The sequence below is a fragment of the Sphingopyxis sp. A083 genome, assembly GCF_001468495.1.
Classification (GTDB): Bacteria; Pseudomonadota; Alphaproteobacteria; order Sphingomonadales; family Sphingomonadaceae; genus Sphingopyxis; species Sphingopyxis terrae.
The window spans coordinates 1-16,040 of the sequence record NZ_LNSK01000011.1; the positions used below are offsets into that span (position 1 = coordinate 1).

The following is a 16,040-nucleotide window of genomic DNA, read 5'->3' on the forward strand; positions in this document are numbered from 1 at the left end:
CGCATCCGACAAATCCCCGCGACCCATGACTGCTCCTCAAAAAGCAGTCTTGAATCAGAAGGAGGCGGGCTTGGGAATCCCTTTTGTCAACACGGCCTAAACTCCGACCTCGAGTTCGCGTTCTACGTCAGCCTTTGCCTTATTAAGGTTCCGAGCCATCTCATTTCAGCGGAATACTTGACGATATGGCTAAACAGCCCGGAAGGTCGCCAAAGTTCGACGGCCCGCACCTATGGCAAAGGTGCGTCACAGGGTAATCTGAACCTCAGCCTCATCCGTACTTTCAATATTCCTCTCCCGCCGCTGGCAGAACAGCATCGCATCGTCGCCAAGGTCGATGAATTGATGACCTTGTGCGATCAACTCGAAGCAAGTCTCACTACGGACGAACAGGCCCGTTCCTCCCTGCTCGAAGCCGTCTTACACCACTCCTTGGAGCCTGCCTGACTATGCCTGTCCGTCGCCGTGGCAATAAACTTGAGCGCTGGGAAATAGCCCTGATCAAGGCCATGGTGGCGGACGGGCGATGGCCGAACGATCAGGACATTCTCGCCTATTTCACGCGGCCGACGCGCTCGATCAATCACCGCGCTATCAGTGAAATCCGCAGCAGTGCCAAGCACGCGGCCATCAAGGCCACGACCGCCGACGAGCTTGAAGCGTTCATCGCATCGTGGCCGGAGGTGGACCCGGAAACAGGCCTTAGCCTGCGCGGCGACGAACTGCTGATTAAGGCGCGGGAAGCGATGATCAGCGCCGTTCACACCTTCAACAGCGCGGGCCTGACCTTTCGTGCTGAACTGTTCATCGTCACTGCCGTGATCGCGTGGACCTACCTGATGCACGCTTGGTTCAAGCGCGAAGGGATCGATTATCGCCACACCAAGAATGTGAATGGCGAAAAGGTCGTGGTAAAAACACCGAGCGGCGCCGAAAAATATTGGGAATTGGGCCAGTGCCTGAAACACGCCCGCTCACCGATCGAGCAAGGGGCGAAAGACAACCTAAACCTGCTGCTGGAAATCCGACACGAAATCGAACATCGCTCTACCAGCCGCATTGATGATGCGCTGAGCGCGAAGCTGCAAGCCTGCTGCATCAACTTCAACGACGCCATCAAGAGCATGTTCGGTGCGCAATATGCGCTGGAACGCCGCCTACCCATCGCGCTGCAATTCGTGACCTTCAGCCCGGATCAGCGCGCGATCCTGAAAAAGGCGGGCACGCTGCCCCGACACGTCGAAAGTACCATGGACAATTTCGAGCAGAAATTGACGGCGGAGCAGCAGGCAGACCCACGGTTCGCGTTCCGGGTGTTCATGGTCCACAAGACTGCCAACCGTGTGCCCGGCGCTGATCTTGCTGTGGAGATCGTGCCGCCGGGATCGGACGTCGACCAGAAATTCAACATGGCCCTGAAAGAGGTCGAGAAGAAGAAGTATCTTCCCGCCGCCATTGTAAAGTCCATGAAGGACGAGGGCTTTGATCGCTTCACCATGGATAGTCACACCAAACTGTGGAAGCGCCTTGGCGCTAAAGACCCTGCCAAGAGCTACGGCGCGATCGCTGTGGGCAATCAGTGGTGCTGGTATGAAACTTGGCTCAATCGAGTGCGTGAGGAATGCGAGCAGCGACCCGACGTTTATCGATCGATACAGCCACTGGCCGATTAGAAGCCTTCAATCCCGGCTGCGATTGAGAAACTCCTATCTCGGGTCGGGGCCGTCTGAACGCGGCTCTGGATTGGGTAAGTCTGTTTTCCTTACCCAAAGCCACCCAAACAGGACCCAAAGAAACTCCCACGCGGATGCCACTTTGGCCGCATGTCTGGGGTTTGCCTCCTGGAAGTAGTGGTGCCGCTTACAGGACTCGAACCTGTGGCCCCATCATTACGAATGATGAGACATTCGGTGGGATCAGACGAAAGAGCCTCTAGCCTTATCGATTAGGCAGCAGCAGACTTGCGTCCCCATAGCTATAGAAGCGGTAGCCTTCCTCAATTGCATGCCTGTATGCCGACTGCATAATTTCCAATCCCATCAGCGCACTGACCAACATGAACAAGGTCGATCGCGGCAGGTGGAAGTTGGTCATCAGTCCGTCGATCGCGCGGAAGCGGTAGCCGGGGGTGATGAAGATCACCGTATCGCCTTCGAAGGGCTGGATCACCCCCTCCTCGCCCGCCGCGCTTTCGAGCAGACGCAGGCTGGTGGTGCCGACCGCTATGACCCGGTTGCCGCGGGCGCGCACCGCATTGAGCCGCTCGGCGGTCGCGGCATCGATCACGCCCCATTCGGCGTGCATGACATGATCTTCGGTATCGTCGGCTTTCACCGGCAAAAAGGTGCCCGCGCCGACATGCAGCGTCAGCGTCTCGCTTTCAATCCCCGCCGCACCGAGCGCCGCGAGCAGATCGGGCGTGAAGTGCAAGGCCGCGGTCGGCGCAGCGACGGCGCCGTCCTTTTGCGCGAACATCGTCTGATAATCGCTGCGGTCGGCATCGTCCGTGGCGCGCTTGCCCGCGATATAGGGCGGCAGCGGCATCGTGCCCGCGCGTTCGAGCAGCAGCTCGACCGGCTCTTCGCCCGGGAAGAAGAGGATAAAGCTGCCGTCGGCCAGCCGGTCCTCGGCGAGTGCGCTGACGCCTGCGCCGAAATCGACCGTCTCGCCGATCCGCAGCCGCTTGGCGTTGCGCACGAACGCCTGCCAGCGGCGCAGGTCGATCCGCTTGTGGAGCGTGGCGCCGATGCGGGCGTCGCCGCGTCGCCCTTCGAGCTGGGCGGGGATGACGCGCGTATCGTTGAAGACCAGACAGTCGCCCGGCCGCAGCCATTGCGGCAGGTCGCGCACCCCGGCATCGGTCATCGCACCGCCCGCCACCACAAGCATCCGCGCCGCATCGCGCGGGCGCGCCGGGCGGAGCGCGATGCGCTCGGGCGGCAGATCGAAATCGAAGGCGTCGACGCGCATTATCGGGGTCGCGCGTGCGGCAGGGTCAGCGCTGGAGCGGCGCGTTGAGCTGGTCGGCCGTGATGTCCGTGGCGGGCTTTGCCGGCTGATCCTCGGTCAGCATCGATGCCGGCGGCATCGGCTTGTTGTCGGCGGCCACCGACACCTGGACCATGCGGGACATCACCGCCGGCGGCTCGCCCTTGTGCACGGCATCGACGAATTGCATGCCCGACACGACGCGGCCGAAGGCGGTGTAATTATGGTCGAGGCTGAAGCGCGGCTGCAGCATGATGAAGAACTGGCTGTTCGCGCTGTCGGGGCTCTGCGCACGCGCCATCGACACGGTACCGCGCAGATGCGGCGTATCGTTGAATTCGGCCTTGAGGTCGGGAAGCTCCGATCCGCCCTGCCCGGTTGCGGTCGGATCGCCCGTCTGCGCCATGAAGCCGTCGATCACGCGGTGAAACTTCACCCCGTCGTAAAAGCCGGCCCGGGCGAGCTGCTTGACGCGTTCGACATGGAGCGGCGCGACATCGGGATAAAGCTGCACCACGACGCGGCCGCCGGTCGAAAGATCGAGGTTGAGCATATATTCGGGATTGCCCAGATATTGCTCGGGCTTGATCGTCGGCGCCGCTTCGGCCGCCGTGTCGGTTGCCGGCGCCGCTGCGGTTGCGGGTGCGGCGGCCGCCACGGGGTCCGTCGTCGCCGGGGCCTCCTGCGCCATGGCGGGAAGCGCAAGCCCGAACGCAAGCGCCGTCAGGACCATGGGTCGGATAATCATCTTCATGCTGGGTCAGGCCTCTATCAAAAACTGCTTCGCGCCCCGTTGGCGCGACCTAGCGGGAAAAAGCTGAACGCTCAATGATCGGATTGCCGGCGACGGGATCAGCCCTCGCCCTGGCGAAGTCCGCGTTCGGATATCCGCGCGACGACGGCATCGCGAACGGCGGGGGTGACGAATTTGTGGATGTCGCCGCCGAAGATCGCGATTTCCTTGACCAGCCGCGACGCGATCGGCTGCAGGCTGACGTCGGCCATCAAAAACACGGTTTCCACGCGGTTGTTGAGCTGCTGGTTCATCCCCGCCATCTGATATTCATATTCGAAATCGGCGACGGCGCGCAGCCCGCGGACGATCACCGTTGCCCCCTCGCGCTCGGCAAAGTCCATCAGCAGCGAATTGAAGCCGACGACGCGAATGTCGCCGTCGATCCCCTCTACCTCGCGGCGGACCATCGCCAGCCGTTCCTCGTCGTCGAACATCGGCGATTTGGTGATATTGGTCGTCACCCCGATCACCAGCCGATCGACCAGCTTCGCGCCGCGGCGGATGATGTCCATATGGCCGAGCGTGATCGGGTCGAAGGTTCCGGGATAAACCCCAATGCGCATCAACGGTCCCTTTCCACCACAAAGCGCGCGATCGCGCGCAGCAGCGCCGCCTCTTCGCCGAAACCGGCCAGATGCGCAATCGCCTGATCGACGAGCAGCCCGGCCTGTTCGCGCGCGCGGTCGATCCCCATCAGCGTGACGAAGGTCGCCTTGCCCGCATCCGCGTCCTTGTGCAGCGCCTTGCCGGCCAGCGCCTCGTCGCCCTCGACGTCCATGATGTCGTCGGCGATCTGGAACGCGAGGCCGATGTCGCGCGCATAGCCGCGCAGCGGGCGCCGCCCTTCGGCCGGAATACGCGCGAGGATAGCCCCCGCCTCGACCGAAAAGCCGATAAGGGCGCCGGTTTTGAGCTGTTGCAGCCGTGTCACCGTCGGCAGGTCGAAATTCGACGTTTCGGCCATCAGGTCCATCATCTGCCCGCCCGCCATGCCCGCCGGTCCGGCGGCCAGTGCGAGTTCGCGAACAAGCTCGCTGCGCACGAAAGGATCGGCATGCGTTGCCGGATCGATCAGCCATTCGAAGGCGAGCGCATGCAGCGAATCGCCCGCCAGCACCGCGGTCGCATCGTCGAACGCCTTGTGCACGGTCGGCTTGCCACGCCGCAGATCGTCATCGTCCATGCACGGCAGGTCATCGTGGATCAGCGAATAGACATGCATCGCCTCGACCGCGGCGCCGACGCGCAGGCTGAGCTGACGGTCGACATGGAACAAGTCGGCCGCCGCGCAGACCAGCAGCGGGCGCAGCCGCTTGCCGCCGCCGATCGCAGCATGGCGCATCGCTTCATAAAGGCGCGCGCGCGGGTCTGGCGGGACCGCCAGCAGGCGATCGAACAGCGCGTCGATGCCCGCCGCCACATCGACCAGCGCATTGCGGAGAAGATCGGAAGAATTTTGCATCGCCCCCTCGGCCAGTGCCACCGCGCCTCAGCCTTCGCCGAAGGGCTTGGTTCCGGCGGGCTGTCCATCGGCGCCGAGCCCGACCTGCTCGATGCGCGCCTGCGCCGCGGCAAGCCGCGCTTCGCAGTGCGCACGCAGGGCATGGCCGCGTTCGTACAGCGCTACCGATTCCTCCAGGCTGACATCGCCGCTTTCGAGGCGGCGGACGATGGTTTCGAGTTCGCCCATCGCGGCTTCGAAGGACAGCGCCGCAATATCGGCGGCGGCGGCGGTATCGGGGGTATCCGTCATCCCCCAGCTTTGGCCCGCGAAGGGCGCTGCGGTCAAGCTTGACGTCGCCCTTTTCGTCGATAGCATCGCCACCATGTTCGTCGGCCATTTCGCCCCGGCGCTCGTCGCCGCCACCCGGCCCAGGGCCCCGGGGCTCGGAACGCTGTTCGTCGCGGCGCAACTCGTCGATATCGGCTTCGCCGCGCTGCTGATCCCGGGGGTCGAGGCGATGCGCGTCGTTCCCGGCATCACCGCGATGAACCCGATGGACCTCTATCACATGCCCTACACGCACAGCCTGCTCGGCGCGCTGCTGTGGGGTGCGGCGTTCGGCGCGCTGGTCGGGGCGATTACCCGGCGGCGGGAGGCGGCGTTGCTGACGGCACTGGTCGTCGTTTCCCATTGGTTCGTCGACCTGATCGTCCATATCCCCGACCTCACCCTCTATGGCGCGCCGCCGAAATTCGGGTTCGGGCTGTGGAATTACCCGCTTGCCGAAATGCCGCTCGAGATCGGACTGACCGCCGCAGCAATGATCTATTATGCACGCCGGACCAGCGCGCCGACCGGCAACCGGCGATTGTGGATCCTCGGCGGCTTGCTCGCGGCGGTCCAGGCGGTCGACTGGTTCGGCGCCAAGGCGCCCGACTATTCGATCGAAATCCCGCTGACGATGCTCGCCGCCTATATCGTCCTTGCGCTCGTTGCGGCGTGGGCGGGCGCGAACCGCGCTGTCGTGATGGCGCAGCAGGAGGCCTCGACATGATCCATTACGCGATCGGCTATGTCGCCACCGCGATCCTTTTCGGCCTGCTCGACGCCTTGTGGCTCCGCACGATGGTGCCCGCGGTCTACCGCCCCGAAATCGGTACGTTGCTTATGGACGGATGGCGGCCCGCGCCCACGCTGATCTTCTACGCCCTCTATATGCTCGGCATCCAGATTTTCGCGGTCGCCCCCGCGATCGAGGCCGGGCGTTGGCAGGTCGCGGCGCAATGGGGGGCGCTGTTCGGCTTCTTCTGCTACATGACCTACGACCTCACCAACCATGCCACGATGAAAATCTGGTCAACCAAGGTGACGCTGCTCGACATCGCCTGGGGCAGCGTCGCAACCGGCGTCGCCGCCGGCGCAGCGGCGTGGATCGTGCTGACCGTCGCGCCGCGCACCGCCTGACACGCCGCCCCATTTTGCAATCGCGATAAAGTTTTTTGCAATTGCTGCGCCGTGCGCGCGCCGTCATGCTGCAACGCACAATAAAGAGGGGCTTAAAGGCAAGTTTTGTTCATCAAGACAAGGACTTGCGCGATGAAAAATATCCTATTTCCTGCTTTCGCCGCCGCCGTTCTGGCACCCGCTTTTGCCGCGGCTGCCGAACCGGCGCAGCAGCGTTTCGAGCATGACGGTCACGTCTATGCCTATTCGGTGACCGAAACCAACGGCTATCGCGTCATCAGCGGGGTCGAGGAAAAGAGCGGCAAGCCGTTCAAGCTGCGCGTCGGCGCGCACCGCGTGCGCGGCACCGTCGGCACCCAGCAGGTCAATTTCTCGCTGCGCGACGTCGAACCGCTCGGCGAAGCCGCCGTGACGCTCGCCGCGCGCTGAGACGCCTCTCCGACCGCAGACCCCATGGTGCGAAAAGCATCATGGGGTCTGTTCGTTTCGCGCCTACATCGCTAAAGGCGCGCCATGACTCAGACAGCAACCGCGCCCGCCTCCGTCATCACCCCCGAGATCGTCGCCGACCATGGCCTGTCTCCGGAAGAATATGAGCGCGTCCTTGCCGCGCTGGGGCGCGAGCCGAACCTTGTCGAACTCGGCATCTTCTCGGTCATGTGGTCCGAGCATTGCAGCTATAAAAGCTCGCGCATCCATTTGAAGAAGCTGCCCACCGAAGCGCCGTGGGTGATCTGTGGCCCCGGCGAGAATGCCGGCGTCATTGACATTGGCGAAGGGCCGGACGGCAAGAAGCTTGCCGCCATCTTCAAGATGGAGAGCCACAACCACCCGTCGTACATCGAACCCTATCAGGGCGCGGCGACCGGCGTCGGCGGCATTTTGCGCGACGTGTTCACCATGGGCGCGCGGCCGGTTGCGAACCTCAACGCGCTGCGTTTCGGCCGCCCCGACCATCCGAAGATGAAGCATCTGATTTCGGGCGTCGTCCACGGCATCGGCGGCTACGGCAATTGCGTCGGCGTCCCGACGGTCGGCGGCGAGGTCAATTTCCACAAGGCCTATGACGGCAATATCCTCGTCAACGCGATGACCGTCGGCGTCGCCGAACAGGACAAGATCTTCTATTCGGCCGCCAGCGGCGTCGGCAATCCGATCGTCTATGTCGGGTCGAAGACCGGCCGCGACGGCATCCACGGCGCGACGATGGCGAGTGCGGACTTCGGCGAGGATGCCGAGGAGAAGCGCCCGACGGTGCAGGTCGGCGATCCCTTTACCGAAAAGCTGCTGATCGAGGCGTGCCTCGAGCTGATGGCGTCGGACGCGATCGTCGCGATCCAGGACATGGGCGCCGCGGGGCTTACCAGCTCGTCGGTCGAAATGGCGTCGAAGGGCGGCGTCGGCCTCCACCTCAGGATGGACGATGTGCCGCAGCGCGAAACGGGCATGACGGCTTATGAAATGATGCTGTCGGAAAGCCAGGAACGCATGCTGATGGTGCTGCGCCCCGGCAAGGAAGATTTTGCGAAAGCGATCTTCGAGAAATGGGAACTCGACTTCGCGGTGATCGGCACCGTTACCGACACCGGCCGCATGGTGCTGGAGCATCATGGCGAGGTCGTCTGCGATATTCCGCTCGCCCCGCTTGCCGACGATGCGCCGCTCTACGACCGCCCGCACGTTCCGACGCCGAAGCAGCCTGAACTGACCGACGTCCCCGAAACGACCGATGTCGCGGCCGACCTCAAGACGCTCATGGGATCGCCCGACATCGCAAGCCGCCGCTGGATCTACGAACAATATGACAGCCAGGTCGGCGGCGACACGGTGCAGATCGGCGGCGATGCCGCGCTCGTCCGCATCCACGGCACGAACCGCGCGCTCGCGATGAGCACCGACTGCACCCCGCGCTATTGCTATGCCGACCCGGTCGAGGGCGGCAAGCAGGCGGTCGCCGAAACCTGGCGCAACATCAGCGCGGTCGGCGCGACCCCGCTCGCGATCACCAATTGCCTGAACTTCGCAAACCCGCAGCGCCCCGAAATCATGGGGCAGATCACCGGCTGCCTCGACGGCATGGGCCAGGCGTGCCGCGCGCTCGACTATCCGATCGTCTCGGGCAACGTCAGCCTTTACAACGAGAGCAAGGCGACCGGCGGCGGCAGCGCGATCCTGCCCACCCCCGCGATCGGCGGCGTCGGGGTGATCGACGATCTGTCGAAAGCGGTCGGCATCGGTTTCAAGCGCACCGGCGATATCGTCCTCGCGGTCGGCGAGCGCGCCGGCCACCTCGGCCAGTCGGTGTGGCTGCGCGAAATCCTCGGCCGCGAGGAAGGTCCGCCGCCGCCGGTCGACCTGCGCGCCGAAAAGCGCACCGGCGATTTCATCCGCCACGCAATCAACGCCGGCTGGATCACCGCCTGCCACGATGTGTCGGACGGCGGCGTCGCGGTTGCACTCGCCGAAATGGCCCTGAAATCAGGCATCGGCGTGCTCGTCAGCGAGGAACAGCCCTTCGGTATTGCCGAAAGCTTTTTCGGCGAGGATCAGGGCCTCTATCTCGTCACCGTCTGCGACACCTGCCTCGCCGACTTCCTCGACGCTGCGAACCGCGCCGACGTGCCGGTCGATCCGCTCGGCCGGACGATCAAGGACCGCATCGTATTCGAACTGCCCGACAGCGATTTTTCGGTGACGCTGGCCGAGTTGCGCGAGGCGCATGAAGGTTTCTTCCCCAACCTGATGGGGGCCGACGCAGCACTTGCCTAGGCCGTCATTGCGAGCGTAGCGAAGCAATCCAGAGTGGCGTACGCATGCTCTGGATTGCTTCGCTACGCTCGCAATGACGCGATGCTCATTGGCACGGAGGTAGAAGTCTATGACCATCCACATCGGCGTCGGCGGCTGGACCTACGAACCATGGCGCGGTACCTTCTATCCGCCGAAGCACCCGCAAAAGCGCGAGCTCGACTATGCCGGGCAGCATCTGACCGCGATCGAGATCAACGGCACCTATTATGGCAGCCAGAAGCCCGAAAGCTTCGCCAATTGGGCGGCCGCGGTCCCCGACGGGTTCAAATTCAGCGTCAAGGCGTCACGCTTCTGCACCAATCGCAAGCAGCTCGCCGATGGCGCGGCGTCGGTTGAGAAATTTCTGACGCAGGGACTGACGCGCCTTGGCGACCGGCTCGGGCCGATATTGTGGCAGTTCATGGCGACCAAGACCTTCGATCGCGATGATTTCGCGCGCTTCCTCGACCTGCTGCCCGAAAGCCAGGACGGGCTACCGCTGCGCCACGCGCTCGAGGTGCGGCACGAGAGCTTTCGCGACCCCGCCTTCGTCGACCTGGCGCGCGAGCGCAACATGGCGATTGTCTTCGCCGACAGCGACGAATTTCCGTGCATCGACGAGGCGACCGCGGATTTCAGCTATGCACGGTTGCAGCGCAGCCGCGACGATGTTGCGACGGGCTATGACGAGGCGGCGCTCGACCATTGGGCGGCGCGTGCGAAGGCGTGGGCGGCCGGCGGGCGCGACGCCTATATCTTCTTCATCGCGGGCGCCAAGGTGCGCAATCCTGCCGCGGCGCAGGCGCTGATCGCCCGGTTGGGCGCCTAAGCGCGCGCGGCGTTCAGGCCGCTTGCGCGAGTTCGGGCTGCTTCGCCGCTTGGGCGGCCTCTTTAGTGCCGAGCAGGTCATAGGGATCGACGCCGTCGGCGCGCATCATCGCGTGGACCTGCTTGTAGATTTTCGGCTCGGCGATCCCCAAGCGCTGGCGCGCCGCGTGGATCGGTTCGGCCAGCAGCGCCTCGATATCCTGAAAGGCGATCTGCTGCGCGACGCGGCCGATGCGCTGGCCTTCGCGGACCGCACCGTAGATCGGGTAGCGGCTGCCGAAACCCTTGCGGATCTCGCGCGCGCCCGCCCAGGCGATGAACAGTGTCCCCCAGCTCGGCGTCTGGCTATACGAGAAGGCAAGCACGCATTGTTCGCCCAGCGCGTCGCGGCCATAGCCGGTCAGGATGTGGAACAGGTCGTGCGTGTCTCGCAGCCGGTCGCCATAAAGCTCGACCATATCGTCGAAGCGCGGCTTGGTGCGGCGGAACTTCATCGATTCATCGACCAGCCCCTGCGCCGTCAGCCCTTCGCGTTCCATGAAATCGACATAGACGCGACCGACGCTGCCTTCGGGCAATTTGCGCAGCGCGTCATGATCGTCGAGCATCGCCGGCAGATAGGGGCGATCGGCCAGGACCTTCTGACCTTCCGCGGTCGCGAAGAAACGCGCGACCGACCGTTTGAACCGATTGTCGCGCAGCGCGTCGAGAATGTGAAACACCTGTTCGGTGTCCTCCTTGTCGGCAATCAGCTTGCGGAAATGGTGCAGCGCCTTCAGCGGGCGGAAGCCGGTGTCTGTGCGGTCGGGGTGGATCAGCGGGATAGCGGTCATGGCGTATCTCTTGCGGTTGGGGCCGTGAAGTCTCGATCTAGTCACTACTGACACAAATGTCAATATATCGTGAATGGCCGGAATGTGCGGGCCGGACAAGCCGCTGGACGCGGCCGCTGGGCTCGGCGATAGACGTGTGGGGGACAAAGCATGACCGACCGGTACGAAAGCCTCGACGCGATTCGCGGCGTTGCGGTGATGGGCATATTGGCGATGAACATCGTCGCCTTTGCGATGCCGATGAGCGCCTATTTCAACCCCGCCGCGGACGGAGCGCCGGGCGGCGCGGACCTTGCCGCATGGGCGTTCAATTTCGTCTTCGTCGATTCGAAGATGCGCGGCCTGTTCTCGATGCTCTTCGGGGCGAGCACGCTGCTGGTGATCGAGCGCGCCGAAGCGGTAGGCCGTAGCGCGGCCGCGACCCATTATGCGCGGATGCTGTGGCTCGGCCTCTTCGGTCTCGCCCATTTCTATTTCATCTGGTTCGGCGACATATTGTCGCTTTATGCCGTCTGTGGCCTGCTGCTCTTCCTGTTCCGCGGCCTGTCGGTGCGCGCGCTGCTCTGGTGGGCGGCGGGCTTCCTGCTGGTCGCGATGGCGCTGATGGCATCGATATGGCTGTCGATGACGCTGCTCGAAGCGGGGCAATTGCCCGGCACTGCTGCCGCCGAGGCGCGGGAACAGATGGCACAATTCAACGCGATGATGGGTCCGGACTCGCCCGACTATGCCAGGGATGTCGCCCATTATCTGGGAAGCTACGGCGCGATCGCGGGGATGCGGCTCGGCGCGGGTGCGCTCGAACCGCTGACGCAGGTGATGCTGTTCCTTTGGGAAAGCATGGCGCTGATGCTGATCGGCATGGCGCTGTTCAAAGCGCGGATGCTGACGGGCGAATGGGACGCCGCGCGCTATCGCAAATGGGCGATCGCGGCCTTCCTGTTATCCGCGCCGCCGCTCGCGCTGCTGGCCTGGCATAGCGCAGCCGCGGGTTTCGGTACCGTCGCGGTGTTCGGGGCGGCACTCGTCTGGTCGACCCCGTTCGATTTCGTGATGACGGTCGGCTGGGCCGCAATCATCATGCTGCTCATCAAGACCGCGGCGTCGCCGGCGCTGCGCGCCCGGCTCGCGGCCACCGGGCGCATGGCCTTCACCAACTATCTCGCGACGTCGGCGGTGATGACGACGATCTTCTATGGCTATGGGCTGGCGCTGTTCGGCAGCGTGCCGCGCGCGGCGCTCTACCTCTTCTGCTTCGCCATGTGGGCGGCGATGCTGCTATGGTCGAAGCCCTGGCTCGCGCGTTTCGAATATGGCCCGCTCGAATGGCTGTGGCGCAGCCTGTCGCGCTGGCAGCGACAACCGATGCGGCGCACGCTGGCCGAAGGTCCAGGGCTTAGCTGACGGCGCGGCCGAAAGTCGGGCGGCGCTGGACGAGCGGGTTAGCCTCGCGTTCGAGCGCGGTCAGCGTTTCCTCGAACAGCGGGCGCAGTTCGACGACGCGCGGCAGATATTCTTCCGGGCTGACCTGCGCCTCGACGCAGTGGCGCGCGAACATTTCGATATCTTCGGCCAGCGCGCCGAGCCGTTCGGCGCCGAACTGGCGCGCCTCGCTCTTGAGCGTATGCGCAGGCATGACGAGGCCGCCGGCGCTGCGCGCGCGCATCGCCTCTTCGATCGCGGCGACCGACTTGATGCCGTCCTCGCGAAAATAGCCCAGAATCCGCACGAATGCCGCCCCCAACTGGGTGCGAGTCGCGCGAAATTCATTCCAATCGACCAGGATCTCGTCCAATTTTCCGTCCCTCGGTGTTCAGTCTGGTCCGTGGTCCCGTCCTGCACATGCACCGAAGTCGGTAAAAAAGAGGTTACGCGCGCAAAGCGGACACCGCCGAATCGCCCCGAAACGGGTCAGTCGCGCCGGACGCGCCAGCGCGCAGCCTCGCCCATCGGCCCGGCGTCATCGATCCGCCAGCCCTGTTCGGCGGCAAGCGCCGCAACTTCGCGCGCGGCGTTGGGGTCGTCGGCGATCAGCACGACATCCTGCGCGGCGCGCATCGCGCGGGCGAGCCGCAGCGCCGGCCAGGGGCAGCGCATGCCACGCGCATCGACGGTCAGCGCCGCCGATGTGCCCGCGGCGTCATTCGTCATAGGGGTTGCGCGTGTTGCGGAAATTGATGCGGATCGGCACGCCCTGGAAGCCCAGTTCCTTGCGCATCCCGTTGACCAGATAGCGCTGGTAGCTGGCGGGCAGGGAATCGGTCCGGCTTCCGAAGATGATGAAGGTCGGCGGACGCGTGCGCGCCTGCGTCATGTAGCGCAGCTTGATCCGCTTGCCGCCCGGCGCCGGCGGCGGATTGGCGTCTACCGCGCGTTCGAACCAGCGGTTGAGCTTCGCGGTCGAGACACGGTTGGTCCAGATCGCGCGCTGTTCGAAGGCGACGCGGACCAGCGTGTCGATCCCCTTCCCCGTTGCGCCCGAAATGCTGAGCAGCGGCACGCCCTTGATCTGGCTGAGCCCGTCGTCGAGCGCCGCACGGACGCCGTTGAACAGCGACGACGGGTCTTCGGCAACGTCCCATTTGTTGAGCGCGATGATCAGCGCGCGCCCTTCCTCCAGCACGCGGTCGGCGATGCGCAGATCCTGCGCCTCCAGCCCCTTTGTGGCGTCAAGAAGCAGCACGACGACCTCGGCGAAATCGACCGCGTGCAGCGCGTCGGCCACCGACAGCTTTTCCAGCTTGTCCTGAACCTTCGCCCGCTTGCGCATCCCGGCGGTGTCGAAAAGCTGGATCGGATGGACCTCGCCATCCTTTTCCCATTGCCAGTCGACGCGGATCGAATCGCGCGTGATCCCGGCCTCGGGTCCGGTAATCAGCCGGTCTTCGCCGATCATCCGGTTGATGAGCGTCGATTTGCCCGCATTGGGCCGCCCGACGATCGCGAGCTTGAGCGGGCCGAGCGGCACATCCTCGTCCGCATCTTCGCCGACCGCCTCTTCGTCGGCGTCCATGAAGGGTTCGACGATCGGGCGCAGCGCGTCGAACAGATCGACCAGTCCCTCGCCATGTTCGGCACTGAGCGCAATCGGCGATTCGAAGCCGAGCGAATAGGCCTCCATCAGCCCCGCTTCGCCCTGCTTGCCTTCAGCCTTGTTGGCGCACAGGATGATCGGCGTGTCTTCGCTGCGCAGCCAGCGCGCAATTTCTTCGTCGAGCGGGGTCACGCCCGCGCGCGCGTCGATCATGAACAGCGCCGCATCGGCTTCGCGCACCGCCTTTTCGGTTTGCACGCGCATCCGGCCGGGCAGCGTCGCCGCGTCCTGATCCTCGAACCCCGCGGTATCGACGATCAGAAATTCCAGGCCGAGCAGCTTGCCATCGCCCTCGCGCCGGTCGCGCGTCACGCCCGGCTGGTCGTCGACCAGCGCCAGGCGCTTGCCGACCAGCCGGTTGAACAGCGTCGATTTGCCGACATTGGGTCGGCCGACAATGGCGATCGTCGCGGATCGCGCCATGCGTCTATCCTATCTTCGCGGCGGGCCAACCCGGCCGCGCCCTGTTATTGCCAGGCGGTGATCGTGCCGTCGTCCGCCAGGATATAGAGCCGGTTGTTCGCAACCACGGGTGGCTGCGACAAGGGCGACTTGAACTCGGTGGTCGCGAGCGTCGAACCGTCGGTCGGCGAAAATTCGACCAGCTGTCCCTCGCTGTTCACAGCAATCAGGCGTCCGCCGGCCAGAATCGGGCCGGTCCAGCGGATCGGATCCTTTTTCTTCTTTTCGGTTTCGACGCGATAGCGCGCGAGCTGCTGGATCCAGCGGACCTTGCCCGAACCGCGCGCGACGCACAGCAGCTTGCCGTCGTCGGTCATCGCATAGACCCATTCGCCGACGACATAGGGCGTCGAGATACCGGCGATCGAGATTTCCCAGATGCGCTGCCCGGTGAGCAGGTCATAGCTCGCCATACGGCCGCCCTGGCCGAGCGCGAAAACGCGGCCGCGGTCGATCACCGGGTCGGCATCGACGTCGGTCAGCGTCGAAACCGACAGCGCCATCGAGGTGCGCGCGAGCGCGTCTTCCCACAGGTCGCGGCCGTTTTCGTAACGATAGGCCTGAACCTCACCCGACGAAAAGCCGGCGACGATCGTCCCCTGCCCCGCCGCGGGCGATGCCGCACCGAACACGCTGCCGGGCTCGAGCGACGCGGTCGCCTGCCACTGCACCGCGCCGTCGCCGGCATTGAGCGCGAAAATCTGGTTGTCCTGCGTGATCACATAGACGCCGCCGAAGGCAACCGTCGGCGCGCCGCGCAGCGGCCCCGCGGGTTTGACCTTCCACAACAGCTTGCCATCCTCGGCGTTCAGCGCGGCGACGTCGCCGACGCCGCTCGTCGCATAGACGACATTGCCGTCGACCGACGCGCCGCCGCCGAACAGCGAATTTTCGAAATCCTTGCCCGTGCTGCCGATCGACACGCTCCACAGCTTCGCGCCGGTATCGGCGGCGAAAGCCGACACGACGGCATCGGTATCGACGGCGAACAGCCGGTTGTTCGAAATTACCGGGGCCGCGGCGAGCCGCTGCTTCTTGGTGCTGCCCGCGATCGACGCTTCCCACGCCTTGGTACGCGCGGCGCCGAGCGCGGGATGCCCCATCGACTTGGACGCATTGCCGCCCGATTGTGCCCAATCGGCGTTGAGCACCGGATCGGGCAACACCACCGCAATCTCGGCGGTTGTCGGATCGACCTTGATGCTGTTGTCGTTCGACAGAATCGAAACGCGCTCGCCGACCGTCGGGGTGCGCGGGCCGCCCTTGCCCTTGAACGCGCCGCAGCCCGCAAGCGGCAGCGCGAGCATCATGGCGCAAATCACATATTGGCGTTTCCGCATC

General features: G+C 64.6%; 18 protein-coding genes and 1 tRNA gene. 8 read left to right on the forward strand and 11 right to left on the reverse strand.

From position 1 onward, the window contains the following. Both ATE59_RS18270 and ATE59_RS14865 read left to right on the forward strand, forming a co-directional pair. Positions 1-447, forward strand: a 447-nt coding sequence (locus ATE59_RS18270) for a restriction endonuclease subunit S (RefSeq protein ID WP_231737418.1), incomplete at its 5' end; no start/stop codon positions are given. A 2-nt stretch (positions 448-449) separates the two neighbouring features. Beyond that, the gene (locus ATE59_RS14865) at positions 450-1,673 is read left to right on the forward strand and encodes a DUF3644 domain-containing protein (protein ID WP_058813121.1); all 1,224 of its coding nucleotides are present in this window, start codon (positions 450-452) and stop codon (positions 1,671-1,673) included. Positions 1,674-1,851: 178 nt separating this feature from the next. On the opposite strand, the gene ATE59_RS14870 is transcribed toward ATE59_RS14865, so the two are convergent. The 6 genes from ATE59_RS14870 to ATE59_RS14895 form a co-directional block, all read right to left on the reverse strand. Next, a tRNA-Thr gene (locus tag ATE59_RS14870) sits at positions 1,852-1,931 on the reverse strand. 7 nt (positions 1,932-1,938) lie between these two features. After that, positions 1,939-2,970, reverse strand: coding sequence for a tRNA preQ1(34) S-adenosylmethionine ribosyltransferase-isomerase QueA (queA, locus tag ATE59_RS14875; RefSeq protein WP_058813122.1), 1,032 nt, complete (start codon positions 2,968-2,970; stop codon positions 1,939-1,941). Between the two features lie 25 nt (positions 2,971-2,995). Then, positions 2,996-3,742 carry a peptidylprolyl isomerase gene (locus ATE59_RS14880; protein WP_058813123.1) on the reverse strand — a complete coding sequence of 249 codons (747 nt, stop codon included), beginning with the start codon at positions 3,740-3,742 and terminating at the stop codon, positions 2,996-2,998. A gap of 98 nt (positions 3,743-3,840) precedes the next feature. Then, positions 3,841-4,347, reverse strand: coding sequence for a pantetheine-phosphate adenylyltransferase (gene coaD / locus ATE59_RS14885; protein ID WP_003040543.1), 507 nt, complete (start codon positions 4,345-4,347; stop codon positions 3,841-3,843). After that, positions 4,347-5,246 carry a polyprenyl synthetase family protein gene (locus ATE59_RS14890; RefSeq protein WP_058813172.1) on the reverse strand — a complete coding sequence of 300 codons (900 nt, stop codon included), beginning with the start codon at positions 5,244-5,246 and terminating at the stop codon, positions 4,347-4,349. The genes coaD and ATE59_RS14890 overlap by 1 nt, the downstream gene beginning before the upstream one ends. Before the next feature lie 27 nt (positions 5,247-5,273). Continuing rightward, positions 5,274-5,537 carry an exodeoxyribonuclease VII small subunit gene (locus tag ATE59_RS14895; RefSeq protein WP_058813173.1) on the reverse strand — a complete coding sequence of 88 codons (264 nt, stop codon included), beginning with the start codon at positions 5,535-5,537 and terminating at the stop codon, positions 5,274-5,276. Between the two features lie 73 nt (positions 5,538-5,610). On the opposite strand from ATE59_RS14895, the gene ATE59_RS14900 reads away from it, so the two are divergent. The 5 genes from ATE59_RS14900 (at position 5,611) to ATE59_RS14920 (ending at position 10,311) form a co-directional block, all read left to right on the forward strand. Next, positions 5,611-6,282 carry a hypothetical protein gene (locus ATE59_RS14900; protein WP_058813124.1) on the forward strand — a complete coding sequence of 224 codons (672 nt, stop codon included), beginning with the start codon at positions 5,611-5,613 and terminating at the stop codon, positions 6,280-6,282. Continuing rightward, positions 6,279-6,692: a DUF2177 family protein gene (locus ATE59_RS14905; protein WP_058813125.1), complete on the forward strand. Its 414-nt coding sequence runs from the start codon at positions 6,279-6,281 to the stop codon at positions 6,690-6,692. Before ATE59_RS14900 ends, ATE59_RS14905 begins: the two co-directional genes overlap by 4 nt. Positions 6,693-6,824: 132 nt before the next feature. Next, on the forward strand, positions 6,825-7,121 hold the full coding sequence (locus tag ATE59_RS14910) for a hypothetical protein (protein WP_003040557.1): 297 nt from the start codon (positions 6,825-6,827) through the stop codon (positions 7,119-7,121). 84 nt (positions 7,122-7,205) lie between these two features. Then, complete coding sequence (gene purL / locus ATE59_RS14915; protein WP_058813126.1) at positions 7,206-9,461, forward strand: phosphoribosylformylglycinamidine synthase subunit PurL; 2,256 nt, start codon at positions 7,206-7,208, stop codon at positions 9,459-9,461. A 109-nt stretch (positions 9,462-9,570) separates the two neighbouring features. Continuing rightward, a complete protein-coding gene (locus tag ATE59_RS14920; RefSeq protein ID WP_058813127.1) occupies positions 9,571-10,311 on the forward strand; it encodes a DUF72 domain-containing protein in 741 nt (246 codons plus the stop codon). 13 nt (positions 10,312-10,324) lie between these two features. Here the strand turns inward: ATE59_RS14920 and ATE59_RS14925 are convergent, their stop codons facing one another. After that, on the reverse strand, positions 10,325-11,143 hold the full coding sequence (locus ATE59_RS14925) for a Coq4 family protein (RefSeq protein ID WP_058813128.1): 819 nt from the start codon (positions 11,141-11,143) through the stop codon (positions 10,325-10,327). Between the two features lie 150 nt (positions 11,144-11,293). Here ATE59_RS14925 and ATE59_RS14930 point away from each other — a divergent pair, with 150 nt between their 5' ends. Continuing rightward, a complete protein-coding gene (locus ATE59_RS14930) occupies positions 11,294-12,547 on the forward strand; it encodes a DUF418 domain-containing protein (RefSeq protein WP_058813129.1) in 1,254 nt (417 codons plus the stop codon). Here the strand turns inward: ATE59_RS14930 and ATE59_RS14935 are convergent. The 4 genes from ATE59_RS14935 to ATE59_RS14950 all read right to left on the reverse strand — a co-directional run bounded on the left by ATE59_RS14935 (position 12,540) and on the right by ATE59_RS14950 (position 16,039). After that, a complete protein-coding gene (locus ATE59_RS14935; protein ID WP_003040572.1) occupies positions 12,540-12,938 on the reverse strand; it encodes an Hpt domain-containing protein in 399 nt (132 codons plus the stop codon). The two genes, ATE59_RS14930 and ATE59_RS14935, sit on opposite strands and share 8 nt — an antisense overlap. A 116-nt stretch (positions 12,939-13,054) precedes the next feature. Next, a complete protein-coding gene (locus ATE59_RS14940) occupies positions 13,055-13,294 on the reverse strand; it encodes a sulfurtransferase TusA family protein (protein ID WP_058813130.1) in 240 nt (79 codons plus the stop codon). Beyond that, a complete protein-coding gene (gene der, locus ATE59_RS14945; protein WP_058813131.1) occupies positions 13,284-14,660 on the reverse strand; it encodes a ribosome biogenesis GTPase Der in 1,377 nt (458 codons plus the stop codon). Before der ends, ATE59_RS14940 begins: the two co-directional genes overlap by 11 nt. Before the next feature lie 44 nt (positions 14,661-14,704). After that, positions 14,705-16,039 carry an outer membrane protein assembly factor BamB family protein gene (locus ATE59_RS14950; RefSeq protein ID WP_058813132.1) on the reverse strand — a complete coding sequence of 445 codons (1,335 nt, stop codon included), beginning with the start codon at positions 16,037-16,039 and terminating at the stop codon, positions 14,705-14,707. Position 16,040: the final 1 nt, after the last annotated feature.

Bases quoted from the DNA above. Each gene is read 5' to 3' on its own strand.
- ATE59_RS14865 (WP_058813121.1), top strand. From the start codon at position 450: ATGCCTGTCCGTCGCCGTGGCAATAAACTTGAGCGCTGGGAAATAGCC.
- queA (WP_058813122.1), bottom strand. From the start codon at position 2,970: ATGCGCGTCGACGCCTTCGATTTCGATCTGCCGCCCGAGCGCATCGCG.
- ATE59_RS14880 (WP_058813123.1), bottom strand. From the start codon at position 3,742: ATGAAGATGATTATCCGACCCATGGTCCTGACGGCGCTTGCGTTCGGG.
- coaD (WP_003040543.1), bottom strand. From the start codon at position 4,347: ATGCGCATTGGGGTTTATCCCGGAACCTTCGACCCGATCACGCTCGGC.
- ATE59_RS14890 (WP_058813172.1), bottom strand. From the start codon at position 5,246: ATGCAAAATTCTTCCGATCTTCTCCGCAATGCGCTGGTCGATGTGGCG.
- ATE59_RS14895 (WP_058813173.1), bottom strand. From the start codon at position 5,537: ATGACGGATACCCCCGATACCGCCGCCGCCGCCGATATTGCGGCGCTG.
- ATE59_RS14900 (WP_058813124.1), top strand. From the start codon at position 5,611: ATGTTCGTCGGCCATTTCGCCCCGGCGCTCGTCGCCGCCACCCGGCCC.
- ATE59_RS14905 (WP_058813125.1), top strand. From the start codon at position 6,279: ATGATCCATTACGCGATCGGCTATGTCGCCACCGCGATCCTTTTCGGC.
- ATE59_RS14910 (WP_003040557.1), top strand. From the start codon at position 6,825: ATGAAAAATATCCTATTTCCTGCTTTCGCCGCCGCCGTTCTGGCACCC.
- purL (WP_058813126.1), top strand. From the start codon at position 7,206: ATGACTCAGACAGCAACCGCGCCCGCCTCCGTCATCACCCCCGAGATC.
- ATE59_RS14920 (WP_058813127.1), top strand. From the start codon at position 9,571: ATGACCATCCACATCGGCGTCGGCGGCTGGACCTACGAACCATGGCGC.
- ATE59_RS14925 (WP_058813128.1), bottom strand. From the start codon at position 11,143: ATGACCGCTATCCCGCTGATCCACCCCGACCGCACAGACACCGGCTTC.
- ATE59_RS14930 (WP_058813129.1), top strand. From the start codon at position 11,294: ATGACCGACCGGTACGAAAGCCTCGACGCGATTCGCGGCGTTGCGGTG.
- ATE59_RS14940 (WP_058813130.1), bottom strand. From the start codon at position 13,294: ATGACGAATGACGCCGCGGGCACATCGGCGGCGCTGACCGTCGATGCG.
- der (WP_058813131.1), bottom strand. From the start codon at position 14,660: ATGGCGCGATCCGCGACGATCGCCATTGTCGGCCGACCCAATGTCGGC.
- ATE59_RS14950 (WP_058813132.1), bottom strand. From the start codon at position 16,039: ATGCGGAAACGCCAATATGTGATTTGCGCCATGATGCTCGCGCTGCCG.